Origin of the sequence: Streptomyces sp. NBC_01317, assembly GCF_035961655.1 — a bacterium.
Taxonomy (GTDB): Bacteria; Actinomycetota; Actinomycetes; order Streptomycetales; family Streptomycetaceae; genus Streptomyces.
In genome coordinates, this window is record NZ_CP108393.1 from 5,158,081 (window position 1) to 5,183,942 (window position 25,862).

Sequence of the window (25,862 nt, forward strand, 5' to 3'; positions counted from 1 at the left end):
GCCGCGCTTGCCCGGCTTGCATATAGTCATGCAGAGTTGTGTGTGGCTGAATGGATGCCAAAAGGGGGCATGCGCGCATGATGTCGTCCCACCCGCCGTACCCGGTGGCCGCCGCCGTGGTCGTCCTGGACGGGCAGAGCCTCCCGGTGGCCGACGTCGTGCGGCTGGCCGACGGCGCCGCCCGTCCCGTCCCCGGCACCGACGCGATGAAGCGCGTCGAGCGGACCTGGGACGTGGCGCGCGAGCTGGCCGCGTCAGGCCGGGTGTACGGGCGGTCCACCGGCGTCGGCGCCAACCGCACCGAGGCCGTGCCGACCGAGGCCGCCGCCGACCACGGGCTGCGGCTGCTGCGCAGCCACGCCGGGGCCATCGGCGGCACCCTGCCCGCCCGCGAGGTCCGCGCGATGCTGGCCGTACGGGCCAACCAGCTCCTCGCCGGCGGCGCCGGGCTGCGCCCGACCGTCGTCACCGCGCTCTGCGAGGCGCTGGAGACCGGCGCGTACCCCGTGGTCAACGAATTCGGGTCCGTCGGTACGGGCGACATCGCGGCCCTCGCCCAGCTGGGCCTCGCCCTCGCCGGTGAACACCCCTGGCGGGGCGGGCGGCCCCCCGAGGCGCAGCCCCTCGACAACAACGACGCGCTGGCGCTCATCAGCAGCAACGCGCTGACGCTCGGTCAGGCAGCCCTGGCGCTGGACGAGTTGCGGCGCCTCGTGACCGCCACCGAACTGGTCGCCGCGCTCTCGCTGCTGGCCGTCGACGGCTCGTACGAGACGTTCGCCGAACCGGTCCACGCGGCCCGCCCGCACGCCGGTTCGTACGCCGTCGCCGCCGACATGCGGCGGATGCTCGGCGCGCCCGACCGCCCCGCGCCGCCGCTCGGCCGCATCCAGGACCCGTACGGCTTCCGGTGCGTCCCGCAGATACACGGCCCGGCCAGGGACGCCGCCGACGCGCTGGAGAGCGCGCTGGCCGTCGAGATCAACGCCGCCGCCGAGAACCCGCTGATCGTCCCCGGCACGGAGAGCGAGCCGGCGCCCGCCGCGTACCACCACGGCGGCTTCTACCTCGCCCAACTGGCCCTGGCCCTGGACCACTTCCGGCTCTCGCTCGTCCAGACCGCCCGGCTGTCCACCTCCCGCCTCGCCGCCCTGAACGAGCCCGCCTTCACCCGGCTGCGGCCCTTCCTCGCCGACGCCGAGCCCGCCAGCTCCGGCGTGATGATCCTGGAGTACGCGGCGGGCGCGGCGCTGGGCGATCTGCGGGCCTACTCCGCGCCGGCCTCCCTCGGCCACACCGTCCTTTCCCGGGGCGTCGAGGAGCAGGCCAGCTTCGCCTCGCTCGCCGCCCGCCAGACGCTCCGCGCGGCCGGTGCGTACCGGCTGGTCGTCGGTTGCGAACTGGTCGCCGCCGTGCGGGCGTTGCGGCAGCGCGGACTGCGGCCCGAGGCCGGGCTGCTGGTGGGGCGGGCCTTCGAGCTGGCGGAGTCCGTACTCCAGGAGTCGTTCGCCGACCGGCCCTTGACCGATGATGTGACGGGGGCCGCCGCGCTGCTCGACCGGTTCACCGACCTGGCGGCGGACGCGGGGGGCCGTACGGCACGGGCGACGCCCCGTACAACAGCCGTACCCGCCAACGCCGTTCCGACGTCCGTCCAGCCGCCCGTCCCGCCGCCCGTCGGGCCGCCCGACCCGGACCCGAGAAGGGGGATCGCGTGAGCGACAGCCCTGCCGCCCGACTCCAGCAGCTCTTCGAGGGCCACCGCCTCACCCCCACCCAGCGGCGCATCGCGCACAGCATGGTGCGCCGGGCCGGGGACGTGCCCTTCCTGTCGAGCGTCGAACTCGCCGAACTGGCCGGGGTCAGCCAGCCGTCCGTCACCCGCTTCGCCGTCGCGCTCGGCTTCGACGGCTACCCGGCGCTGCGCAAGCACCTGCGCGAGGTCGCGCCCACCGAGCAGGACGCGGGGGCGGCCCCGTACAACGAGTACCAGCAGGCCGTGCTGGGCGAGATCGAGAATCTCCGGCATCTGGCCGAGCTGCTCGCGGACCCGGCGCCGGTCGAGCGCGCCGGCCGGCTCCTCGCCGCCTCCCGCCCGCTGCCGGTGCTCGGGCTGCGGGCCGCCTCCTCGCAGGCGCGCGGCTTCTCCTACTTCGCGGCCAAGGTCCATCCGGACGTACGGCTGCTGGACGAGGGCGGCACGATGCTCGCCGACCGGATCGACACGGCGAGGAGCGCGGGCGCGAGCGCCCTGCTCTGTTTCGCGCTGCCGCGCCACCCCAAGGAGGTCGTCGAGGCACTCACGTACGCGCGCGCGGCGGGGCTGACGGTGGTGACCGTGGCCGACTCCGCGTTCGCGCCGGTCGCCAAGCACAGCGACCTGCTGATCCCGGCGGCCGTCGGCACGGGCCTCGCCTTCGACACGGCCTGCGCGCCGATGCTGCTGGGGCGGGTCCTACTGGAGGCGATGTGCGACCACCTGCCGGAGGCGCAGACGCGGCTGGAGGAGTTCGACGCGGGGGCGGCGGCGCGGGGGCTGTTCGTGGAGTAGGCCGCCCTTGGGGCGACCGGTTGAGAACCGATCGGTTCCCGGCGATCGGTTCTCAGAAAATGTTCAGGAAGTCCTATTAATCTCCCCGCCACACACAGGCGTGAGGAGGCGGATCGTGGGGCGTGCGGGACGCGGTGGACAATCGCTGGTGAGGGTCGCGGTGGTCGTACGGGCCGGTGCGGTCCCGCTCTGGTGGCTCGGGTTGGCCGCCGCCGGGATCGGGCTGCTGATCCCCGGTCTGACCGGGCGCAGGATCGGCGTCTACGCGGGTGCGGCGCTGTTCGTCGTCTCTGCGGCGGCCGTGGTGCTCGTACGCCGCCGCAAGTACACGGCCTGGGCGGAACGCGCCTCGCGCGCGGGCAGGTTCGACGTCCTCCAGGACCGCGCCGTGACGCTGCGGAACTGGCGGCGCGCCCATGTCTGGTGGCTGGTGGGCGCGTTCGCCGCCGCCGTCGGCAGCTCCTTCGCGGTGCCGGTCGTCGCGGGCGCGGTCCTGGCGGGCGCGGGGGTGGGACTGTGGCTCAAGGCGGCCTGGCTGGGCCGCCTGGAGCGGCGGGACGACGCGCTGCTGTGGGTACGTACGGACTGGGCCGGCTCGGGCCGTCCCGCCGGCAAACGCGTCAAGGGCTACCGCACCACCGGAACCGGCGCGGGCGACGCGGTGCCGGGCGGGGGCCGGCGCCACCACCCCTGACCGGGGCGCCCCTCGCTGCCGCTGGGCCCCTTCCCGGGGCGTGGCTTTTCATGGCGCGGCCGCTCCCAAAACCCGCGCGCGCCGCTCGCTCGCTCCGCCCCCCACCGACCTCTCTTGTGCCGCTTTCGAGGACACATCCGGGACGTCCCCCACCCCTGCCTCCCGTGCGGCGCCCACCCGCGCTTCCCGTGCGGCCTCCGCCCGTTTCCCCCGGGCCGTGCCCGCCCGTACTTGCCGGGTCATGCCCGGCGGTTCTTGCCGGGCGGTCTCCGCCTGTTTCCTCCGGACGGCTCCCGCCCGTGCTTCCCGGGCCGTGTCCGGTGGCGCTCCCCGGGCGACCTCCGCCCGCGCCTCCCGGGCCGTGCCCGCTCGTACGCCTCCCGGGCCGCGCCCGCTCGTACTCCCCGGGCCGTGCCCCGCGCCGCCGCCCCTACCCCCTCGCACCGCGCCCCGCCGTGCGCATCCCCACCCACGCCGCCAGCACCGCCACGCACCCCGTGAAGATCAGGCCCACGGTCCGCAGGTCCAGCAGGAGCGAGAGTGCGCCGACGCCGATCACCGGCAGCGAGATGCCGATGTAGGCGATGACGAAGAACGCCGAGATCGTGCCCGCGCGCTGGGCCGGTGGTGCCGCCGCGCCGATGGAGGTGACGGCGGCCCGGAAGGCCAGGCCCTGGCCCAGGCCCCCGACGACCGCGCCCGCCACCAGTAGTCCCAGCGACTCCGCCGCCAGTGACGCCGCGACCAGGGCCAGCCCGCCCACCAGGACAAAACTGCCCAGCGGCAGCGCCCTGCGTCCGCCGACCCAGCCCATCGCGAGCTGTCCCAGCGTCGAGGCCAGGAAGGTGGAGAAGACCACCGCGCCCACCACCGCGAGGTTGTCCTCGTGCAGCGTCTGGGCCGCGAAGCTCGGGGCGACCGAGCTGAACAGTCCCAGCAGCGCGAAGCCGGCGAACGCGGCGAGCGCGGCAGGGCCGAACACCCCGTGGACCTCGGGCGGGACCACCAGGCCTTGCGGGGTCAGCGGGGGCCACCGCCGTACGCGGCCCGCCTTCCCGTCCCCGGCGGGTGCCTGCCGTTTCACGCTCTCCGGCAGCAGCAGTGTCAGGCAGGCCGCCATCGCCAGCAGTACGAGGTGGACCAGGAACGGCAGCCGCAGGGGGTGTGTCGCGTACTCGGCCAGCAGCCCGGCCAGCAGCGGCCCGCAGCCGAGCCCGCCCATGTTGGCGGCGGTCGCCGCGAGGCCCGCGCGCGCCTTGTGCGCGGGGGAGGCCAGTTCCAGCACGGTCGCGGTGGCCGAGCCGCTGAACAGACCGGCCGAGAACCCCGACAGCAGGCGGCCCACGAAGAGCAGGCCCAGCCCGCCCTCGAACAGGAAACACAGCGCGCTCGCCGCCGACAGCCCCACCGCGATCAGCAGGACCGGCTTCCGGCCCACCTTGTCGGAGTAGTTCCCCGCGAACAGCAGGACCGCGATCACGCCCACCGCGTAGACGGCGTAGACCACCGTCACGATGAACTCGGAGAAGCCCAGCTCCTCGCGGTACAGCCCGTACAACGGGGTGGGCAGCGTGGTGCCCGCCATACCGATGGCGAACACCGCCGCGGCCGCCGGGTAGCCGAGGTGTCGTGGTGTGATCCGCATGGGTCCCAGGATGCGCGGAATCGGCCCGGCCGACGGGCTCCGCCACGGGGCGTGGCCGACGGGCGGCTCTTACGCCTCCGTGCGGTACGCCTCCAGCCGGTCGGCCAGTTCCCGGGGGTGGCCGAGCATCGGGCAGTGGTCGCCGGGCATCTCGTCGGGAGTGATGCCGAGCCGCTCCCGCACGATCCCCCGCATGTACGCGGCGGGGAAGAAGCGGTCGTCCCGGGGCAGCAGGAACCTCGTCGGCACGTCCGGCCACGCGGCCAGCGGCCAGGGCTTCATGAAGGGGGTGGCCGACTGGGGACGCGCGTGTTCCTGGGCCTGCGCGGCCAGCCCCGGCGGGGTGTTGTGGTGGAACAGGGCGATGTTGTCGTCAGGATCCCTGCCGTCCCGTTCATCCTGCTCGCGCCGGGCCTGCTCGTAACCCGTGTTGCCCCACCACTCGCCCGGGCTCTCACCCGGCGCCGGGATCTGCGCCTGGAGCAGCACCAACAGGTCGACCGGCACGCGGTCGCACACCAGCGGGGCGGTGAACCCGCCGAAGGAGTGGGCCACCACGATCAGATCCGTACGGTCACCGATGGCGCCGACCGCCGTGTCGGTGTACTCGGCCAGCCCGGCCGTGTCGTCGTCGCACGGCAGGTCCACCGCCACCACGTCCTGGCCCCGCCCGCGCAGCTCGGCCTCCAGCAGGTGCCAGTACCACGTGTCGGTTCCGGCGCCGGGAAGCAGTATGTACGTGGCCATCGTCAGAGGCTCCTTGGTGGGGTGTCGCGATCCGTGTGCGATGCGTCCGCGCGCAGTGCGTCCGCGTGCGGTCCGCCCGACTCGGCGACGATCTCCTCGACCGTCTGGGGAGTCCGTACGGTAGCGAAGCGCACCCCGTCGATGCCGTCGTCGCCGTCGATGCCGCTGCCGCCGCCGGAGGACCGTACAAAACCGTAGATCCCCGGCCGGGCCAGGCTGTTGTACGCGTAGTGGTTCGTGAAGTAGTACGCGCCGGTGTCGAGCGCGGCCACCAGGTCCCCCTGCCCCAGCAGCGGCAGGGCCCGGTTCTCGGCGAGGAGGTCGCCCGCGAAGCAGGCGGGTCCCGCGACGTCCTGCGCCACGACCTGGGCCGTGCTCGGGCGGCCCTCGGCGTCGTACGCGGCGAGGCGCAACGGCCAGGAGGCGGGGTCGTAGACCGTACGGGTGGCGAGCTGGGCGCCCGCGTGGGTGACCGCGATCGGGCGGCCGCCCGCGGACTTGGCGTACTCGACGCGGGCCAGGACCGTGCCGTGCTTGGCGAGCAGCGAGCGGCCGAACTCGGTGACCAGGCCGTACCTGCCGTCGAACAGCCCGGGGACGGTGTCCCGCAGCAGCCGCGCGTAGGTGGCGTACGTCGGGGTTTCCTCGTCGGAGGCGAAGTTGACCGGGAGCCCGCCGCCGAGGTCCAGGGTGTCGATCTGCTGCCGGCCGACGGCCGCGTTGATCTCCTCGGCCAGTTCGTACGCCGCCCGCACACCCTGTGCCATCAGCTCCAGCGGGACGCCCTGCGAGCCGGTGTGGGTGTGCAGCCGGGTGAGCCAGGGGCGGTCGAGGCAGGCGCGGACGACCCAGGCGCGGGACCCCTCGTCGCGGAGCGCGACACCGAACTTGGACGTCGCGGTGGCGGTGGACAGCGCGCCGATGGAACCGCCGCCGACCTGGGGGTTGACGCGCAGGCCGAGGGGGGAGCGGGTACCCGGGGAGAGCGAGGGGACGAGCGCGTCGAGGCGGCCCAGCTCCTGCGGGTTGTCGGCGTTGACCGCGATGCCGAGGGCGAGGGCCTCGCGCAGCTCGGCGGTGGTCTTGGCGGGGGAGTCGAGGACGGTGTGCTCGGCCCCTACGCCCGCGGCCCTGGCCAGCGCCAGCTCGCCGGGGCTCGCGACCTCGGCGCCGATGCCCTCGTCGTTCAGCAGCCGCAGGACCGGCACCAGCGGGGTGGCCTTCACGGCGAAGGCGTGCAGGACGGCGGTGCCCGGGGCGGTGACCTCGGCGAACGCGGTACGGAGCGCGGCGGCGGAGGCGCGGATGCCGGCCACGTCGAGCAGGGCGATCACGGGCTGGTCCTCGGTGAGCAGCCCTTGTGCGACGGCGGCCCGCACGGCACGGTCGCGCCGGGCGGGCGCGTCACCGTCCCGGTCCCGATCGCTGTCCCGGCCGTGGTGGTGGTCGCTGTCCTGATCGTGGTCGTGGTCGTTCTCGCGGTCCAGGCCCATGGATGCCAGCCAATCATCGTTGTCGGCCGCTTGCCGTCGATTTGCGGTCGATCTGCCCCCGATCGGGCCGCGTGCGCCCCGCGCCTGTTGACTACAACTATTCATCCGTCCAGGATGTGAATAGATCGGCCAACATGACGTGCACGGCCCACGCGATCCACTGTGCACCACCCCCATGGAGGAGGCACCGCCATGTCAGGACCCCGCCCCGTACGGGCAGCGCGCGGTACGGAACTGAGCGCCCTGGGATGGCAGCAGGAGGCCGCCCTCCGCATGCTCCAGAACAACCTCGACCCCGAGGTCGCCGAACACCCCGACCAGCTCGTCGTGTACGGCGGCACGGGCAAGGCGGCCCGTGACTGGCGCTCCTTCGACGCCATGGTCCGTACGCTGCGCACGCTCAAGCAGGACGAGACGATGCTCGTCCAGTCCGGCCGCCCGGTGGGCGTGATGCAGACCCACGAGTGGGCGCCCCGGGTGCTGCTGGCCAACTCCAACCTGGTGGGGGACTGGGCGAACTGGGAGGAGTTCCGGCGCCTGGAGGCCCTCGGGCTCACCATGTACGGGCAGATGACGGCCGGTTCGTGGATCTACATCGGGACCCAGGGCATCCTCCAGGGCACGTACGAGACGTTCGCCGCCGTCGCCGCCAAGAAGTTTGGTGGCACGCTCGCCGGGACGATCACCCTCACCGCCGGTCTCGGCGGCATGGGCGGCGCCCAGCCGCTCGCCGTGACCATGAACGATGGCGTCGTCATCTGTATCGACTGCGACCCGCGCGCCATCGAGCGCCGGATCGAGCACCGCTACCTGGACGTGAAGGCCGACAGCCTCGCCCATGCCCTCCAGCTGGCGACCGAGGCCCGCGACGCGCGCCGCCCGCTCTCCATCGGGCTGCTGGGCAACGCGGCCGAACTGCTGCCCCGCATGCTCGCCGAGGGCGCCCCGATCGACATCGTCACGGACCAGACCTCCGCGCACGACCCGCTCGCCTACCTCCCGCTCGGCGTCGACTTCGACGACATGGCCGCGTACGCCGCCGAGAAGCCCGCCGACTTCACCCTGCGTGCCCGCGAGTCGATGGCCCGGCACGTCGAGGCCATGGTCGGCTTCATGGACGCGGGCGCCGAGGTCTTCGACTACGGCAACTCCATCCGGGGCGAGGCCCGACTCGCCGGGTACGAGCGGGCCTTCGCCTTCCCCGGCTTCGTACCGGCCTACATCAGGCCGCTGTTCAGCGAGGGCAAGGGCCCCTTCCGCTGGGCGGCCCTGTCCGGCGAGGCGTCCGACATCCACAAGACCGACAAAGCGATCCTCGAACTCTTCCCCGAGAACGAGTCCCTCCACCGCTGGATCAAGCTGGCCGGCGAACGTGTCCACTTCCAGGGACTCCCGGCCCGCATCTGCTGGCTCGGGTACGGCGAGCGCGACAAGGCGGGCGAGCGGTTCAACGACATGGTCGCCTCCGGCGAGCTGGCCGCGCCCGTCGTCATCGGCCGCGACCACCTGGACGCGGGCTCGGTGGCCTCGCCGTACCGCGAGACCGAGTCCATGCTCGACGGCTCCGACGCCATCGCCGACTGGCCGCTCCTCAACGCCATGGTCAACGTCGCCTCCGGCGCCTCCTGGGTCTCCATCCACCACGGCGGCGGTGTCGGCATGGGCCGCTCCCTCCACGCCGGTCAGGTCACCGTCGCCGACGGCACGAAGCTCGCGGGCGAGAAGATCCGCCGCGTCCTGACGAACGACCCGGGCATGGGCGTCATCCGCCACGTCGACGCCGGTTACGACATCGCGGAGAGGGTCGCCGAGGCGCGCGGCGTCCGCGTCCCGATGCGCGAGGGCGCCCCCGACGAGTCCTCCGCAGCCGGGTCCTCCGCACCCGGGTCCGCCACTCCTACGACGGACGGCACCCCCGCGTGAGCCCCCGCACCCCGCACCCCGCGCCGCCCGCCCGCGAACCCGGCACCCCCGCCGGGGAAGCGGGGACGGCCGGGAACCCGCCCTCCTTCCAGGAGATGTGGCGCGACCTCGCCCCCGTCGGACGTGACGCCACCAGCCACGGCTACCGCCGCTACGCCTGGACCGCCGCCGACACCGACTGCCGCGCCTGGTTCCGCGCCCAGGCCGAGATCCGCGGCCTGGCCCACGAACTCGACCGCAACGGCAACCAGTGGGCCTGGCTCGGCGACCCCCTCGCCGGGGACGCCGTCGTCACCGGCTCCCACCTCGACTCCGTCCCCGACGGCGGCGCCTTCGACGGCCCCCTCGGTGTGGTGTCCTCCTTCGCCGCCCTGGACGAACTGCGCCGCAGGGGAGCGCGCCTCACCAGGCCCCTGGCCGTCACCAACTTCGGCGACGAGGAAGGGGCCCGCTTCGGTCTGGCCTGCGTCGGCTCCCGGCTCACCACCGGACAGCTCACCGCCGAGAAGGCGTACGAGCTGCGCGACGGCGACGGCGTCTCCCTGCCCCGGGCGATGGAGGCCGCCGGACACGACCCCGCCACCCTCGGCCCGGACCCCGAACGCCTGGCCCGTATCGGCGCGTTTGTCGAACTGCACGTCGAGCAGGGCCGCGCCCTCGACCTCTCCGGCGACCCGGTCGGCATCGCCTCGGCGATCTGGCCGCACGGCCGCTGGCGGTTCGACTTCCACGGCGAGGCCAACCACGCGGGCACCACCCGCCTCGCCGACCGCCGCGACCCGATGCTGACGTACGCGGAGACCGTCCTCGCCGCCCGGCGCGAGGCCGAGCTGGCCGGAGCCCTCGCCACCTTCGGCAAGATCTCCGTCGAACCCAACGGCGTCAACGCCATCCCCTCCCTCGTCCGTGGCTGGCTGGACTCCCGCGCCGCCGACCAGGCCACCCTGGACACGGTCGTCGCCGGGATCGAGGCGGCGGCCCGCGAGGCCGCCGAACGCGCCGGGATCGATCTGACCGTCGTACGGGAGTCCTTCACCCCCGTCGTCGAGTTCGAGCACGCCCTGCGCGACGAGCTGGCCAGGATCCTTTCCGGCGCCGCGAAGGGCCCCGCCTCCGTCCCTGTCCTCGGCACCGGCGCCGGGCACGACGCGGGCATTTTGTCCGGATCCATTCCAACCGCCATGCTGTTCGTACGGAACCCGACCGGCGTATCGCACTCCCCGGCCGAATCCGCGGCCGAGGACGACTGCCTGGCGGGCGTCCTCGCCCTGGCCGACGTACTGGAAGGACTGGCGTGCGCATGACTCAGGGACCGCAGCAGTCGCACGGGTCGCAGGACCGCCGAGCACCGCAGGAGGGGCAAGCACCGCAGGTCCGCCAAGCGCCGCAGGACGGGCAAGCACCGCAGGAGTCGCCCGAGCCACCGGACCACCGGCAGGGCCTCCGCGCCACCTACTGGCTGGAGCACGCCTGGCTCGACCACCACGTCGAGCCAGGCGTGGCCGTCGAGGTCGCCGACGGCAGGATCACCGCCGTCCGCACCGAGACCGACGCCCCGCCCCCGGGCGCCGTGGCCCTGCGCGGACTGACCCTCCCCGGGCTCGCCAACACCCACTCGCACGCCTTCCACCGCGCCCTGCGCGGCACCACCCAGGTCGGCTCCGGCACCTTCTGGACCTGGCGCGAGCTGATGTACCGCACCGCCGCCCGGCTCACCCCCGACTCGTACCACGCCCTCGCCCGGGCCGTGTACGCCGAGATGGCGCTGGCCGGCATCACCTGCGTGGGTGAGTTCCACTACCTCCACCACGGGGCCAACGGGACCCCCTACGACGACCCGAACGCGATGGGCGAGGCCCTCATCGCGGCCGCCGCCGACGCCGGCATCAGGATCACCCTGCTCGACACCGCCTATCTCTCGTCCGGCGTCTCCAAGCGGCGCGGCGGGGCAGCCCCCGACCGCCACCAGGTCCGCTTCTCCGACGGCACCGCCGACGCCTGGGCCGAGAGGGCCTCCGCCCTCAAGGACAGCCGCCACGCCCGGATCGGCGCGGCGATCCATTCCGTACGGGCCGTGCCGGCCGAACAGCTCCCGACCGTCGCCGCGTGGGCCCGGGCCCGGCGCGCCCCCCTCCACGTCCACCTCTCCGAGCAGGCCGCCGAGAACGAGGCCTGCCTCGCCGTCCACGGCCGCACCCCCGTGCAGCTCCTCAACGACCACGGCGTCCTCGGCGCCCGCACCACGGGCATCCACAACACCCACGTCACCAACGAGGACATCGCGCTGCTGGGCGCCACCCACACCGGCACCTGCATGTGCCCCACCACCGAGCGCGACCTCGCCGACGGCATCGGACCCGCCGCCCAGCTCCAGCGCGCCGGCTCGCCGCTCTCGCTCGGCAGCGACAGCCACGCCGTCATCGACCTCTTCGAAGAGGCCCGCGCGATGGAACTCAACGAACGCCTGCGCACCCGCACCCGCGGCCACTGGACGGCCGGCGCCCTGCTCCACGCCGCCTCCGCCGACGGCCACGCGGCCCTCGGCTGGCCCGAGGCGGGCCGTATCGAACAAGGGGCACTCGCCGACCTCGTCACGATCGCCCTGGACTCGGTCAGGACAGCGGGACCCCTGCCCCGGCTCGGAGCGGAGACCGCCGTATTCGCCGCCTCCGCCGCTGATGTACGCCACACGGTCGTGAGCGGTCGTCATGTCGTCCGGGACGGGGTCCACGCACAGGTCCCCGACACCGCGCGGGCCCTCGCGGACGCGATCGGAGCCCTGTCCCGCCGCGCCTGACCCCCGCCGGCCCGCCGCCGAAGGAGCGCACCTCCCCCATGCCCACGAGCACGCCGAACACCGCCACTACGGCGGCGACCACCGCCCTCACCAACATCGCCGGTCTGGTCACCAACGACCCCTCCCTCGGTGACGGATCCCCCATCGGTCTGATCCAGGACGCGGCCGTCGTCATCGACGGCGACCGCGTCGTCTGGGTCGGTGAATCAAGCAAAGCACCCCCCACTGACAACGCCCTCGACCTCGGCGGCCGGGCCGTCGTCCCCGGCTTCGTCGACTCCCACTCCCACCTCGTCTTCGCCGGCGACCGCACGGCCGAGTTCAACGCCAGGATGTCCGGCCGCGCCTACACCGCCGGCGGCATCCGTACCACCGTCGCCGCGACCCGCGCCGCCTCCGACGCCGACCTGGACGCCACCGTCGCCCGCTATGTCGCCGAGGCCCTGCGCCAGGGCACCACCACCCTGGAGACCAAGTCCGGCTACGGCCTGACCGTCGAGGACGAGGCACGCTCCCTGCGCATCGCGAGCGAGCACACCGACGAGGTCACCTACCTCGGCGCCCACATCGTCCCGCCCGACCACGCCGGCGACCCCGCCGCGTACGTCGCGCTCGTCACCGGCGACATGCTCGACGCGTGCGCCCCGTACGCCCGCTGGATCGACGTCTTCTGCGAGACCGGCGCCTTCGACGGCGACCAGGCCCGCGCGATCCTCCTCGCGGGCCGCGCCAAGGGACTGCACCCCCGGATCCACGCCAACCAGCTGTCGTACGGCCCCGGGGTGCGGCTCGCCGTCGAACTCGACGCCGCCTCCGCCGACCACTGCACCCACCTCACCGACGCGGACGTGGACGCGCTCGCGCACAGCGACACGGTCGCCACGCTGCTCCCCGGCGCCGAGTTCTCCACCCGCGCCGCGTGGCCGGACGCCCGCAGGCTCCTCGACGCGGGCGCGACGGTCGCCCTCTCCACCGACTGCAACCCCGGCTCGTCCTTCACCTCCTCGATGCCGTTCTGCATCGCCCTCGCCGTACGGGACATGCACATGACCCCGGACGAGGCGGTCTGGTCGGCCACGGCGGGCGGCGCGCGGGCCCTGCGCCGTACGGACATCGGCCGCCTCACCCCGGGCGCCCGCGCGGACCTCACCGTCCTGGACGCCCCGAGCCACGTCCACCTCGCCTACCGTCCCGGCGTCCCGCTGGTGTCGTCGGTCTGGCGGAACGGGGTACGCCTCTGAGACCGCCGCTCCCGGAACCGCCCCCTCGGAACCGCCCCTGAATCCCCTCCCGCCCCACCCCTCCGGTCTCCTCGACGGATCCGTCGCAAGATGGGCGACTGGCACTGTCCCGGCGGGATTTGGGCCGGTACCGTCCTCACGAGCGTGCGCCCACGCGGGAGTTCATGGGGGACGTGGACGCGGTGAGGGCAGTGGACCGGGGGGTTGAGTTGGGCGACGTACGCAGTGCCGCGCGCATCCGGGTGGTGGCGCCCGCGGAGTTGAGTGAGGCGGAGGCGGAGGCCTGGCGCGGACTGCGCGCCAAGTCCGGCGCCCCCGCCAACCCGTTCATGGAACCGGAGTTCACCCGGGCGGTCGGCCGGGTACGCCCCCGGTCCAGGATCGCCCTCGTACGGGACACGGACGGGGACAGCGATGGGGACGGGCCCGTGGGCTTCTTCCCCTACGAGAAAGGCCCGTTGGGGCAGGGCAGAGCCATCGGGCAAGGCGTCTCGGACTGTCAGGGAGCGGTCCTCCGCCCCGGACTGCGGCTCACAGCAGGTGAGTTGCTGCGCGCCTGCTCCCTCTCCGCCTGGGAGTTCGACAACCTCGAAGCGGGACAGGATCTCTTCGTCCCGGCCGCCGCCGAGGAGTTCGGATCACCGGTCATCGACATCGGACAGGGGTACGAGGCGTACGAGACGGTCCTGCGCGCCCAGTCGCCCAAGTTCCTCAGGACGACCATGGCGAAGGAGCGCAGACTCGGCCGCCAGGAGGGCGGGACACGCTTCGTCTTCGACGAACGCGACCCCGGCGCACTGCGCACGCTCATGGAGTGGAAGTCCGCGCAGTACCGCAGGACGGGCCGCCGCGACCGCTTCGCCCAGGAGTGGATCACCGAGCTGGTACGGCAGTTGGCGGTCACGCGCGCGCCCGGCTGCTCCGGTGTGCTCTCCGTCCTGTACGCGGCGGACCGGCCCGTCGCCGCGCACTTCGGGCTCCGCTCGCGCACGGTCCTGTCGTGCTGGTTCCCCGCGTACGACCCCGAGTTCGCCAAGTTCTCGCCCGGCCTGATCCTCCATCTGCGGATGGCGGAGGCCGCCGCCGCCGACGGGATCGGCCTGCTCGACCTGGGGCGCGGCGCGGCGGAGTACAAGGACGCGCTCAAGACCGGCGCGCTGCGCGTGTACGAGGGCTCGTCCGTACGGCCGGGACCCCGGGCGGCGATCTCCTGGCTGGGCCGCGAACCGGCCCGCCGCGCGCACAGTTTCGTACGGAACCGGCCCAGGCTGGCCGGTTACGCGCAGCGGACCCTGAACCAGGTGGGCCGCCTGCGTGACCGGTGACCACGGCGGAGCAGACGGGGGGAGTGAGCGGTGCCCGACCGAACACGTACACCGGACACGATGACCGAGGGGGCGGCGGTGGGCGCCGAACTGCCCGACCTGCCGCCGCTCGCGGTCGCCGAGATCGATCTCGACGGCCCCGACGGGGAGGTGTTGTCGCTGAGGCCGGCGCCCGGCGGCCCGCCGCTGGGCGAGGGCGGGGTGTACGCGCTCGTACGACTCCGGGGCCGCCCGGCCGCGACCGTCCTCGCCCACGTGCGCGCCGGTGAGGACGCGGCGGAGGTGCTCGCGGCGGCGTTCCGCGCCGAGTGGGCCGTACGGAAGCGGCACAACGCGCAGGGCCGGTCCGTCGAACACCGGGCGCGCGCCGAGCCCGTACCCCCGCCGTGTGCCGAGCGCCCCACCCCGCCGCTTCCCCGCGCCACCGTCGTCGTCGCCACGCGCGAGCGCGCCGCGCGGCTCGCCCGCGCGCTGGACTCCCTCCTCGCCCAGGACCACCCGGACTTCCAGGTCCTCGTCGTCGACAACGCGCCCGTCACCACCGCCACCCGCGACCTCGTCCAGGGACGTTACGCGGGCCGCGTCGACTACGTCCTGGAGCCGGTCCCGGGCCTGGCCACCGCCCACAACCGGGGCATCGCCGCCGCGCGGGGGGAGGTGCTCGCCTTCACCGACGACGACGTCATCGCCGATCCGCACTGGCTCACCGCCCTCACCGAGCCCTTCGCCGCCGACCCCCGCCTCGGCTGCACCACCGGCCTGATCCTCCCGGCCCGGCTCACCACCCCCGCCCAGATCCTGCTGGAGAGCCACGGCGGCTTCGCCAAGGGCTTCACACCACGGCTGTACGACCCGGCCGCGCCGCCCTCCGACGAACCGCTCTTCCCCTTCACCGCGGGCAGCTTCGGCTCGGGCGCCAACATGGCCTTCCGCGCCCAAGTCCTCGCCTCCGTAGGCGGATTCGACCCCGCCACCGGCACCGGAACACCCGCCAGAGGCGGCGACGACCTCTACGCCTTCGTCCGGGTCCTGAGCGCGGGACACCGCCTGCGGTACACGCCGGGGGCGCTCGTCTGGCACCACCACCGGGAGACCTGGCAGGACTTGAGGAATCAGGCATACGGATACGGCGTCGGCCTCACCGCGTACCTCACCGCGCTCCTGGTCCGTCGCCCCGCGCTACTGCCCTCGCTCGTGCGGAAGTTGCCGCGCGGCCTCGCCCATGCCCGGGCGATCACCGCGTACCGGGCGGGGCCGGACGGGGGAGTGACCCCCGGCGCCCCACCGAACGGCACCGGCAGCGCGCCCGGCGCCCACGGCGCCCAGGCCCATCCCTGGCCGCGCAGCCTGTCGCGGCTGGAGCGCCGGGGGATGCTCCACGGCCCCCTCGGCTACCTCAAGGCGCGCCTGCGGCAGCGCGGGAGCAGGCCATGAGCGGAGGCGGTACGCGCACCACCCAACCGATACCCGTCCTCCTCTACCACGCCGTGACGGACCACCCACCTCCGTGGATCGCCGAATTCACCGTCGCACCACAGGACTTCGCGGCGCAGCTGGACGCCGTGGCGGCCAGTGGCCGTACGCCCGTGCCGATCAGCGCGCTCGTCCGCCACCTCGTGGACGGCCGCCCCCTGCCGTCCCGGCCCGTCGTCCTCACCTTCGACGACGGCTTCGCAGACCTGCCGGGCCCCACGGCCGAGGCGCTCGCCGCCCGCCATCTGCCCGCGACCGCGTACCTGACCACCGGGGCCATCACCCCGGGCCGCGTCAGCCTCCTCCCGCCGGCCCCGATGATGCGGTTGGCGCAGGCGCCGCGACTGGAGTCGTACGGGATCGAGGTGGGGGCGCACACCGTCACCCACCCCCAGCTGGACACGCTCCCCGCCCGCGAGCTGCACCGCGAACTCCGCGATTCCAAGCTTGCGTTGGAGGACGTCCTCGGCCACGAGGTGGCGCACCTCGCCTATCCGCACGGCTACAACAGCCCTGCTGTACGGCGCGCGTCCGCCGCTGCCGGGTACGCCTCGGCCGTCGCCGTACGGCACGCGCTCTCCTCGTACCGCGACGAGTCGTACCGCATCGCCCGGCTCATTTTGCGCCGCCGGCATACCGTGCGGGACGTCGAGCGGTGGATGGACGGCAGACCGGCGGAGGGGGAGAGGGTGCGGGTCGCGCCGTTCGACGACACGCTGCCCACGCTGGGGTGGCGGCTGTACCGCAGGGCGCGGGGGCGCCTGCGCGGACCGGAGTTCGCGGGGTAGTACGGTCCGCGCGCACCCCAACTCCCTTGTGCAACAGGGGCGTACGAGAACAACACAAACACGATGACGGTTCTTATACTTCGCTTCAGGGACAGCGGCGTGACGGCCGCGACCACATCTGTGGGGGGAGTCGCACTGTGCAGCAACGTGTGTCCACACCGGTCTCGGGGAGCGGCGCGCCGCCCCCCGTACAGGAGCCCGTACCAAAGGCGGCGGACACCTCCCGGACGGTGGACGAGCCACTCCCCGGGCGCACGACGAAGACTCCGTTCCGTCCCCAACGGCTCTTCTCCTGGCTCCCGTTGGTTGTCGGCGGCGGGCTGTGGGCGTGGTCGTTACCCCGGATCGGGTTCCGCGACATCGGGGAGTTCGGGCTCCTCGACCGCTTCCCGGTCGTCTTCTACGTCTCGCTGGTCGTCCTCTCGGCCGGCTTCCTGGTCAGCCTGCGCCGGGCCGGTACGGCGCCCTGGTGGCCGCTGACCTACTGCGTCGCCATGCTGGTGGCGCTCAAGGCCCCACCGGCCCTGCTGTACGACTCGGTGCGCTACGCCTGGGCGTCGAAGCACGACGCCGTGATCGCCCGGCTGCTGGCCGAGGGCACCTTCCATCCGTACACCGAACTGTCCGGCGGGATGTCGGCGTACGACCAGTGGCCCGGCTTCTTCTCCCTCAACGCGGCGCTGATCAGGGCGTTCGGGGTGGAGGGCGCCGCCGCGTACACCAACTGGGCGCCGGTCGCCTTCGGGTTGCTGATGATGCCGGTCCTGGTGCTCATCTACCGCACGTTCACGGACGACCGGCGCCTGGTGTGGACGGCGGTCTGGATCTTTCAGCTCGCCAACTGGGTGGGCCAGGACTACCTGGCTCCGCAGGCCTTCGCGTATCTGCTGTTCCTGACCGTGTTCGCCGTGGTCGTACGGCACTTCGTGCGGCCGGGCTCGGCCGGGCGGCTGCGTGAACGCGCCCATCTCGACCCGGCGGCGGCGTCCGTGCCGCCGTCCGCCACGCGCCGTCAGCGGGCGATCGGGGTGGCGGTGCTCGTCCCGCTGATCGCCGCGGTCAACGCCTCGCACCAACTGACGCCCGTCATGCTCTGCATGACCCTGATGGCGCTCTGCCTCACCCGCCGCTACCGCAATCTCGGGCTGCTGGTGGTGACCGGGGTGGTGATGCTCGTCTGGGACCTGACGATGGGCCGCCCGCTGTTCCTGGACACGCTCGGTACGCTGCGGGACTCGGCGGGCCAGCTGCTCCAGAACTCCCGCCCCGGGTTCGCCGGTGAACCGAGCGGTCCCGGGCCGGAGTTGGTGGGCGCGGCCAACATCCTCATGGTGGCCGCGCTCGCCGTGCTGGCCGGGGCGGCCGTACTGCTGCGGCGCAGGCTGACGCACAGCGCGCTGCCGCTGCTGCTGGCGGCGGCGGCGCCGGTGCCGCTCTTCGCGGTCAACGACTACGGCGGCGAAATGCTGTTCCGCGTCTACCTGTTCGGGCTGCCGGGCACGGCGTTCTTCGCCGCCGCCGCGCTGGTCCCCGCGGTCGCCGGGGCGGGCCGGGCGCGCCGCCTCGCGCGCCGGGCGGCGGTGGTGGCGCTGCCGGTCGCGCTGGTCGCCCTGCTGGCCGGCTTCCTGCCCTCGTACTACGGCAAGGAAGGCATGCAGTACGCGCCGCCCGAGGAGACCGCGCTGGTCGAACGCGCCTACGACCGGGCGCCGGAGGGATCGCTGATCCTCGCGACCACGGGGTCCTTCCCGGGGGCGTACCACCGCTACGACCGGTACGAACGGTGGTTCTTCACGGAGCAGGAGGTGCCGGAGAACCTGAAGATGCTCAAGGACCCGGCGGGCTACCTGGACGCGGGCATCCCGCCCGGCCGGACCGCGTACGTGATCCTCACCCCGACGCAGGAGGAGGCGACCATCGGCGAGGGCTACCTGCCGGCCGGCAGCTTCGCGCGCATGAGCGAGGCGCTGAAGCGCTCACCGCACTTCCGCGTGGTGGAGGAGAGCCGGTACGGCCTGGTCCTGGAACACGTCGAGCCCCCCGCCCCCACCGCACCCGCCACCCCCTGACGTGGAGGCCGCCGCGATGCGACCAGGAGACCCCGAGAACGACCTCGCCACGGGCGGGACGCCGCGCGTCGGAGACGCGACCACCGAGCGGGCGCGCGCGGCCGTGGACGCCGCGGACCCCGCCCCCGCAGGCCCGCGCCCGAAGCCCGCCGACCCAAAGGCGGGGGCGGTACCCACGGCGCCGCTGACCGCGCCTGGGCGCCCTGCGGCACCCAAGCGACGTGCCACGTCTGACCGACCTGCCGAGCCCGCCTCGCCCGCAGCATCCGCCGAACCGGCCCCGGCGATCGCGCCTCCCGCGCCTGCGGCGCCCGAACCGCCCGCCGAGGTCGCCTCGCCCGCAGTGGCGGTGGCGTCCGTCGAGCCCGGCCCTCGGGTTGCGCCTGCCGCGCCTGTGGCGCCCAAGTCGCCTGCTGGGCCCGACTCGCCCGCAGCGGCGGTAGCGTCCGTCGAGCCCGGGCCGCCGGTTGCGTCTGCCGCGTCTGAGCGACCCGTCGAGGCCGCTCCGGCCGCGGTGGCCGCCGCGCCCCCCGCCCCCGCGTTCCCCCGCCGCGCCCCCGGCATCCTCCCGCCGCGCGACCACTTCGCTCTTCGGACCGTCCTCGCACTCTCCGGCTGGGCGGCCCTCGCCGCCACCGCGCTGCCCGACGGGGCGCCGTTGCGGTGGATACCGGTTCTCCTCTTCGTCGGCCTCGGCCCCGGCCTCGCCCTGCTGCTCCCGCAGCCGCCGCGCCCCGCCGCGCGGCTGGAGGTGCTGGCGCTCGCCGCGCCCCTGAGTCTGTCCCTCGCGACGCTCGCCGCCACCGCGCTGTTCCTGGTGTCCGGTTTCTCGGCCACCCTCTTCCTCGCCTCGCTCGCCACCGTCACCACCCTCGCGAGCCTCCTGCCGGCCCTCCCGCTCCCCGCCGCGACACGCGGCGCCGCCGAGCGCGGGACGCCCGAACCGGATCCGACTCCCGCACCTGACCCCGAGGCGCCTCGATGACCGAGCGGCCGCACCGGGACGCCCGTGGGGCCGCCCTCCTCGCTCTCGCCCTGACCGCCGTCGGCGCGCTGCTCACCGGAGCCGGGCTCTGGATCGACCGGCAGGAGAACGCGCCCACTCCACAGGCGAGTTGCGCCCCCACCACCCTGCTGGAACCGCCGTGCGGAGCCTGGTGGGGCGCCTACGTCCCGTACGCGAAGAACGGGTCGCTCACCGACGCCGTCCACAGCCTGGAGAAGAAGATCGGGCGCAGGCTCGACCTTGTCTACAACTACCACGACATGTCCGGCACCGCCCGCGACGGGACGCTGCTCACCCCCGACGAGAAGGAGTTGGGCGAGGACCGCATGCTGATGCTCGCCTGGGAGTCCACCGTGTGGACCGAGCCGCACCACCGCAACTGGACCGAGAAGCAACTCGGTTGGGACAAGGTCGCCGCCGGTGACTTCGACGAGGAGATCATCGATCCGCAGGCCCGCCGCCTCAAGGCGTACGGCAAACGCGTCTTCTTCTCCTTCGACCAGGAGACCGACTTCCGCACCCCCGACGCCGGCACCCCCGAGGAGTTCGTCGCCGCCTACCGCCACATCCACGACCGGTTCAGGCAACTCGGCGTGGACAACGTGGTGTGGGTGTGGACGGTGTCCGGCTACCTCGGGAACGCCGGGCTGATGAAGAAGCTCTACCCGGGGGACGCGTACGTCGACTGGATCGGCATGGACCAGTACAACTACTTCCAGTGCCACGACTCCCCGGACTGGCTCGACTTCGACCGCAGCCAGCGCCCGTCGTACGACTGGCTCCGCGCGAACATCTCCGACTCCAAGCCGGTGATGCTCGCCGAGTTCAGTACGGCGCCCGACCCGGCCACGCCCGACCGGCAACGCGGTTGGTACGAGGCCATCCCCAAGACGGCACCCACCCTGCCGAAGGTGAAGGCGCTGGTGCACTGGAACCGTCCGATACCCGGCGCCCACTGCGACCTGACCGTCAACAAGGGCCCGGCACTGGAGGGTTACCGGGAGGCGGGCCGTGACGGCTACTTCAATCAGCCGTTGCCCCGGCGGTAGCCCGTACAAGAAAGGCCCTCACGGCGAGCGTCGCGCCCGCCACCCCCGCCAGCCCCACGAACACCGGCACAGGCGCGGCGGCGAACGGCTGCTGCGCCGCCCAGCCGGTGATCACCAGCACCCACAAAACCCCGGCCGTGACCCGGCCGTCGGCCCGTACCGCCCACAGGGCCAGGGCGGCCAGCCCGAGACACAGCAGTTGCAGCGCCACCGGCAGAGCGCGCAGGACGTCGTCCCGGTCGAACCGCCCCCCGCCCACGTAGAGATCCAGTAGGTCCGCCAGGACGTCCACGACCGGGCCGTGCCAGAGCCCCGACGCCCGGTCCGGCTGTACGCCCAGCAGCGGCGGCGCCGAGTGCAGCGAAGCGAAACTGATCAGCAACCCGGTCCCGAGCAGCATCGGCCGGGGCCGGACCAGCGAGGCGGCGGCGCACTGGACGACGATCAGCAACACACCCCCGGCGACGGTGAGCGGAGGCAGCGCGTCGAACAACTCCCGCCCGGTGAGCCGGTCCTGGCCGAGCGGGACCACGCGCGCCAGCGGGGACCAGAACAGCCCGGCGCCCAGCCCGAGCAGCAGCCACAGCAGAGTGATCCAGCGCTCCTCACGCTCGCGAGCACGACTCCGGGACACGGGCGGCCGCGCGGCTCGCCTACGTACGACCGCCCTCGGCGCCTGCGCCGGCCCGACCGCCCCCACCGCAATCCCGAGAGCCGGTCTGCCCGTGTCGCGGTGGTGGCGCACGCTGTGCGGATACGCCGCCTGCCGCGCCCAGTTGGTGCCGTACTCGTCGTCCGCCGGTACTGTCCCCCGCCGGGGATCCTCCCGCCGCCGCACCACCCGCGTCAGCCAGGTGGCACGCGGCGGCCGGCCGCTGAGCGCCGCCCGCAGCCCCGGCGCCGCGACCAGCGCGACCAGCGTCATCGACCCCAGCATCGCCAGGCCCGCCCCGGAGATCCCCGTCGGCCCGAGCAGGAACATCGCGCTGCCCAGCACCAGCAGACACATGGCGCCCTGGAGGACGGCGAGCATGCCGGTACGGCCCTGGACCCGCAGCACCCCGATGTACAACTCCACGACCACGCGCGGCAGGGCGGCGGCGGCCAGCAGCCGCAGCACAGTGGTGCCGTGCTCGGCGTAGTCGGGTCCGAAGGGAGCCAGCACCTGCGGCGCGAAGACCACCAGCACCAGGACGACGGGCACCAGCAGGACCGCCATCCGGCGCAGCGCCCCCCGTACCCCCTCGGCCAGCCGCTCCGGGCTGTGCGAGGCGTGCGCGGTGAGCGAGGAGGCCATGTTGATGGCCATGAACTCCATCGTGCCGCCGACGGTGTACGCCGTGTAGAAGAAGGCGTTGTGCGCCGCGTCGAAGCGGACCGCGACCATCACCGGCAGCAGATTGATCATCGCGAGGCTGAACAGCGCCCCCACGGAATCCCCGGCGAGGAACCGCCCGATGTCCGAGAGGCTGAGCGGTTCACGGTTGTGGTCGGCCGCGGCCTGCCGGGGGATGAGCTTGCGGAAGATCAGCCAGCCGAGCGGCAGGACGGACAGGGCGATGGCGGCGGCCCACGAGACAAAAACCCCGAGCACGGGCATCGCGGTGGCGAACGCGACGAGCAGCAGCAGCTTCCCGATGGAGAAGACGGCGTTGCCGACCGGCACCCAGAAGGCTTTCCGCAGGCCGGTCAGGACACCGTCCTGGAGGGTGAGCAGCGCCCAGGTCACGCAGGACGCGGTGAAGACGAGTCCGGCGGTGAGCCCGTCGAGAGGCGCGTACGACGGACCCCAGAGGTCGAGGGTCAGCAGGAACACCACACAGGCGACACAGACGACCAGCGAGCTGACGGCGTACGCGCGCAGGACCAGCGAGCCGGTGGCGCGCCCGGCCCGGGGCACGTACCGCACCACCGCGCCGATCATGGTGGTGGCGGTGATCGAGGCGAGCAGCCGCATCGCGGCGATGGCGGCGGAGCCCTGCCCGACGGCCTCTTCCGTGTAGTAGCGGGCGGCGACGAGCCAGAATCCCAGGCCCAGGGCGGCGGAGACGCCGGTGGAGAGCATGAGCGCGTAGGCGTTACGGAACATCGAGTCGTGCCCGGCCCGCGCGGCGGCGTCCGGCTTCCCCCCGGCCGGGCCGGCGGGACCGCGCAGCCGGGTGGTCTCGGCCACCTCAGCCGCGCCCGTCCCACACGGCCGGCCGGGCGCCGGTCGCGGTGAGCACGCGGATGATCTCGTCGGCGCGGCGCGGGTCGGCGGGCAGGGCGTGCCGGGCGAACCAGGCGGCGGGGGCGGGGTGCGGGGACGGATCGGTGAAGACCTCGCCCGCGTAGGTGTCGAGCGGGGGGTCGTAGAGGTAGCCGGTGGTGATACGGCGCCGGGCGAGGGCGGCGATGGCCGCGTCACGGTCTTCGACGAGGAGGGGGACGCGGAAGAGGGGTTGAACCTCGCCCCGATCCTGACTCCGGCGGCCACCCCAGGGGGTGTCCCACAGCCTTTCCGTGCCCGCCCGGTGGGCGTCCAGGCGGGTGTCGAGTCCGGAGAGCAGCCGTTCCGTACGTCTCAGACGGGTGCGCCCCGGCCGCAGCCGGTAGTCGTGCATGTCGACGCGCACCCAGGAGTGGAATTCGCTCAGCCCCGGCTCCCCGGCCAGCGCCTGCTTGAGGTCACCGGCCCGCAGCGGCATCCGGATCGCCTCGCGCTCCTCCTGGCCGAGCGCGCGTAACGCGGCGCGGGCGGCCCGTACGAGACGCAGCGCGCGTACGCCGGCCTCGGCGTAGGGGCGTACGGCGTAGGCGAGTTCGGCGCGGAGCCGGGTGGGCATCAGCAACTCATCGCGGGCCAGGGCCAGTTCCGTACGAAGAGCGGGATCCGCGACGGCGAGGAAACCACCGGTCTTGGCCCCCACGTGCTTGGAGAGGCTGAACACGGACGCGTCCCCGAAGCCGCCGACGGGCCGTCCCGCCACCGCACTGCCGATGGCGTGCGCGGCGTCCTCGATCAGCGGAATCCCCAACGTGTCGCAGCGGGCACGCAGTTCGGGTGCCGGATCGGGATTGCCGTACAGATTGGTGGTCAGTACGGCGGACAGTCCCCGCCAGTCGGAGTCCGGCACGCGGTCGAGGTCGATCGACCCGTCGTGCGGATGCAACGGGGCCTGTACGGGCCGCAGTCCGGCGGCGAGCACGACGAAGAAGATGACGTCGTCGTTGACCGGCGACATGAGGACCCGCCCGCCGGGCGGGCACCAGTGGCGCAGGGCGAGGTACAGCCCGAACCGGCACGACGGCACATAAAGACATTCCCTGCCGAGGCGACGGCGCATGAGCGACTCCAGACCGGAGTAGACCGTGCGCGCACTGAACTCCGCCGGGCAGCTCTCCCCAAGAGCCATTCCGATTCCCCCCTGCCCCGGGCTCAATGTGGCCCATACCGGACGGCCCCGTCAATAAGGCGGCAGGACCGGACCCCCCGGCCGCTGTCGGTACGATCCACAGATGCGGCGCGTTCTGGTGGTGGGCATCAGCGGGGCCGGCAAGTCCACGCTGGCGCGGACCCTGGCCGGCGAACTCGCCCTGCCCTACTACGAGATGGACGCACTGCACTTCACAGGCCCCGACTGGGCGGTGGACGAGGACTTCGCGTCGCGGGTCGCCGACATCGCGGCCTCCCCGGCCTGGATCTTCGACTCGTTCGGCTACCCCGAGGTCCGCGACCTGCTGTGGGAACACGCCGACACGGTGATCTGGCTGGACTACCCGAGGCGGGTGGTGATGCCCAGGGTGCTGCGGAGATCGCTGAGGCGGACCGTACGCCGGGAACGCATCTTCGGCGGCAACAGGGAGACGCTGGCGGGCTGGTTCAGCCGAGACCACCCGGCGTGGTGGGCGTGGTCCCAGCACGGAGCGCGGCGGACGGACATACACGCCCGGACGACGAATCCCCGCTTCGCCCCACTGAGGGTGGTGCGGTTCGGTGGGCCGGGGGAGGCGGGTGCGTGGGTGAGGGGGCGGGGGTGGGGGTGAGGGTGGGGTTTGGGAGGGGGTTTGGGTTTGGGTTTGGGTGCGGGTTCGGGCCGAGGGGTAGTCGGGGGTGGCCGGGTTGTGTGGTTCGGGTGGGGCCGCCCCTTGTTGTTGATTGTCGCGGGGCCGGGGTGGGCGTCAAGGGCGCTCCTGCGGAGCGTCGGCTTCGCCGATTCCACTGCGTTCCACCCTTGACGCCCACCCCGGCCCCGCTAGGGAAGGCTGGGGGGGGCGGCCCGGGGGGAGGGGTCCCCGGGGGCTTGTCTGTCCCTGGTGTTTCGTCGCGGTCCGCGCCTTTCGGCGGGGTGTTGCGCACCACTTGAATGGGGCAGTCGGTCTCGTCTCGGCGGCTGACCACCGTCCGTTGGCGGGCGCACAAGCACCGTGTCTGTGGTGAGTGGGTGGTGGGGCGGAAGGGGTAGGGACAGGCGGCTGGTCTGGCCTGTTTCGGTGGGTTGTTTGCTCTGAGAGCCCTTTAACGCAACACAGGACACAAGACTGGATGGGACGAGCCCCCCGGGAGTCCTCAAAGCTAGGGCAATTGGTGCATTTGGCCTGGTGGGGTGTGATGGTGGGCAGTCTTGGCGGCCGACTGCCGCCCACCGGCCCGTACGCGGGCGTCAAGCCGGAGCCGAGTGGGTGGTGGGGGTATACGCCGCGGGTGGGGAGGCTGCCGGGCCCGTTTCGGTGGGTTGTGTGCTGGCAGATCCCCTTAACGAAACACAGGACGCAAGACCAGGCGAAAGAGGCCCCCAATGAGCCTCAAAGCCTGGGCAAATAGGGCATTTGACCACCAGGGCGGGCCGGGGCCCTGCCCGACCCCGCAGCTGACCACGGATCTCAGACACGGTGCTTGTGCGCTGGCCAACGGGCGGTCGTCAGCCGCCGAGACGAGACCGGCTGCCCCATTCAAGTGGTGCGCAAACCCCCGCCGAAAGCCGCAGCCCGCGACGAAACCCCGACAACAGACTGGCCCCCGGGGACCCTTCCCCCGGGCCGCCCCCCCAGCCTTCCCTTGCGGTTTCGGGGTGGGGGTCA

Annotated in this window: 19 protein-coding genes; 14 read left to right on the forward strand and 5 right to left on the reverse strand. The window is 73.3% G+C overall.

Annotation, left to right across the window (positions count from 1 at the left end; genetic code table 11):
• Positions 1–80 precede the first annotated feature (80 nt).
• The 3 genes from OG349_RS22375 (at position 81) to OG349_RS22385 (ending at position 3,245) form a co-directional block, all read left to right on the forward strand.
• Positions 81–1,718, forward strand: a complete 1,638-nt coding sequence (locus tag OG349_RS22375) for an aromatic amino acid ammonia-lyase (protein WP_442806408.1) — start codon at positions 81–83, stop codon at positions 1,716–1,718.
• The gene (locus OG349_RS22380; protein ID WP_327236303.1) at positions 1,715–2,551 is read left to right on the forward strand and encodes a MurR/RpiR family transcriptional regulator; all 837 of its coding nucleotides are present in this window, start codon (positions 1,715–1,717) and stop codon (positions 2,549–2,551) included. The genes OG349_RS22375 and OG349_RS22380 overlap by 4 nt, the downstream gene beginning before the upstream one ends.
• A 115-nt stretch (positions 2,552–2,666) precedes the next feature.
• Positions 2,667–3,245, forward strand: coding sequence for a hypothetical protein (locus tag OG349_RS22385; protein WP_327236304.1), 579 nt, complete (start codon positions 2,667–2,669; stop codon positions 3,243–3,245).
• Between the two features lie 430 nt (positions 3,246–3,675).
• On the opposite strand, the gene OG349_RS22390 is transcribed toward OG349_RS22385, so the two are convergent.
• The 3 genes from OG349_RS22390 to OG349_RS22400 form a co-directional block, all read right to left on the reverse strand.
• Positions 3,676–4,890, reverse strand: a complete 1,215-nt coding sequence (locus OG349_RS22390) for an MFS transporter (protein WP_327236305.1) — start codon at positions 4,888–4,890, stop codon at positions 3,676–3,678.
• A 69-nt stretch (positions 4,891–4,959) separates the two neighbouring features.
• Positions 4,960–5,637, reverse strand: coding sequence for an alpha/beta hydrolase (locus tag OG349_RS22395; protein ID WP_327236306.1), 678 nt, complete (start codon positions 5,635–5,637; stop codon positions 4,960–4,962).
• Between the two features lie 2 nt (positions 5,638–5,639).
• On the reverse strand, positions 5,640–7,130 hold the full coding sequence (locus OG349_RS22400) for a diaminopimelate decarboxylase (protein ID WP_327236307.1): 1,491 nt from the start codon (positions 7,128–7,130) through the stop codon (positions 5,640–5,642).
• Between the two features lie 192 nt (positions 7,131–7,322).
• Between OG349_RS22400 and hutU the strand changes: the two genes are divergently transcribed.
• The 10 genes from hutU (at position 7,323) to OG349_RS22450 (ending at position 20,801) form a co-directional block, all read left to right on the forward strand.
• Complete coding sequence (gene hutU / locus OG349_RS22405) at positions 7,323–9,053, forward strand: urocanate hydratase (protein ID WP_327236308.1); 1,731 nt, start codon at positions 7,323–7,325, stop codon at positions 9,051–9,053.
• A 95-nt stretch (positions 9,054–9,148) separates the two neighbouring features.
• Positions 9,149–10,357 (forward strand): allantoate amidohydrolase, encoded by a 1,209-nt coding sequence (locus OG349_RS22410; protein ID WP_327238669.1) that lies wholly within the window; start codon positions 9,149–9,151, stop codon positions 10,355–10,357.
• Entirely contained in the window at positions 10,354–11,850 is a 1,497-nt protein-coding gene (locus OG349_RS22415) for a formimidoylglutamate deiminase (RefSeq protein ID WP_327236309.1), read from the forward strand. Before OG349_RS22410 ends, OG349_RS22415 begins: the two co-directional genes overlap by 4 nt.
• 38 nt (positions 11,851–11,888) lie before the next feature.
• Positions 11,889–13,091 (forward strand): imidazolonepropionase, encoded by a 1,203-nt coding sequence (gene hutI / locus OG349_RS22420; protein ID WP_327236310.1) that lies wholly within the window; start codon positions 11,889–11,891, stop codon positions 13,089–13,091.
• Positions 13,092–13,255: 164 nt separating this feature from the next.
• Positions 13,256–14,416, forward strand: a complete 1,161-nt coding sequence (locus OG349_RS22425) for a GNAT family N-acetyltransferase (protein WP_442806290.1) — start codon at positions 13,256–13,258, stop codon at positions 14,414–14,416.
• Between the two features lie 60 nt (positions 14,417–14,476).
• Positions 14,477–15,850, forward strand: a complete 1,374-nt coding sequence (locus tag OG349_RS22430; RefSeq protein WP_327238670.1) for a glycosyltransferase — start codon at positions 14,477–14,479, stop codon at positions 15,848–15,850.
• Positions 15,847–16,677, forward strand: coding sequence for a polysaccharide deacetylase family protein (locus OG349_RS22435; RefSeq protein ID WP_327236312.1), 831 nt, complete (start codon positions 15,847–15,849; stop codon positions 16,675–16,677). Before OG349_RS22430 ends, OG349_RS22435 begins: the two co-directional genes overlap by 4 nt.
• A 137-nt stretch (positions 16,678–16,814) precedes the next feature.
• Positions 16,815–18,746, forward strand: a complete 1,932-nt coding sequence (locus tag OG349_RS22440) for a hypothetical protein (RefSeq protein WP_327236313.1) — start codon at positions 16,815–16,817, stop codon at positions 18,744–18,746.
• 514 nt (positions 18,747–19,260) lie between these two features.
• Positions 19,261–19,731: a hypothetical protein gene (locus OG349_RS22445; protein WP_327236314.1), complete on the forward strand. Its 471-nt coding sequence runs from the start codon at positions 19,261–19,263 to the stop codon at positions 19,729–19,731.
• On the forward strand, positions 19,728–20,801 hold the full coding sequence (locus OG349_RS22450; RefSeq protein WP_327236315.1) for a glycoside hydrolase family 26 protein: 1,074 nt from the start codon (positions 19,728–19,730) through the stop codon (positions 20,799–20,801). Before OG349_RS22445 ends, OG349_RS22450 begins: the two co-directional genes overlap by 4 nt.
• Here the strand turns inward: OG349_RS22450 and OG349_RS22455 are convergent.
• Positions 20,776–22,974, reverse strand: a complete 2,199-nt coding sequence (locus OG349_RS22455) for a lipopolysaccharide biosynthesis protein (RefSeq protein ID WP_442806291.1) — start codon at positions 22,972–22,974, stop codon at positions 20,776–20,778. The two genes, OG349_RS22450 and OG349_RS22455, sit on opposite strands and share 26 nt — an antisense overlap.
• A 1-nt stretch (position 22,975) precedes the next feature.
• Positions 22,976–24,127 carry a DegT/DnrJ/EryC1/StrS family aminotransferase gene (locus OG349_RS22460; RefSeq protein WP_327238672.1) on the reverse strand — a complete coding sequence of 384 codons (1,152 nt, stop codon included), beginning with the start codon at positions 24,125–24,127 and terminating at the stop codon, positions 22,976–22,978.
• A gap of 172 nt (positions 24,128–24,299) precedes the next feature.
• Between OG349_RS22460 and OG349_RS22465 the strand changes: the two genes are divergently transcribed.
• Positions 24,300–24,827 carry an AAA family ATPase gene (locus OG349_RS22465; RefSeq protein WP_327236316.1) on the forward strand — a complete coding sequence of 176 codons (528 nt, stop codon included), beginning with the start codon at positions 24,300–24,302 and terminating at the stop codon, positions 24,825–24,827.
• Positions 24,828–25,862: the final 1,035 nt, after the last annotated feature.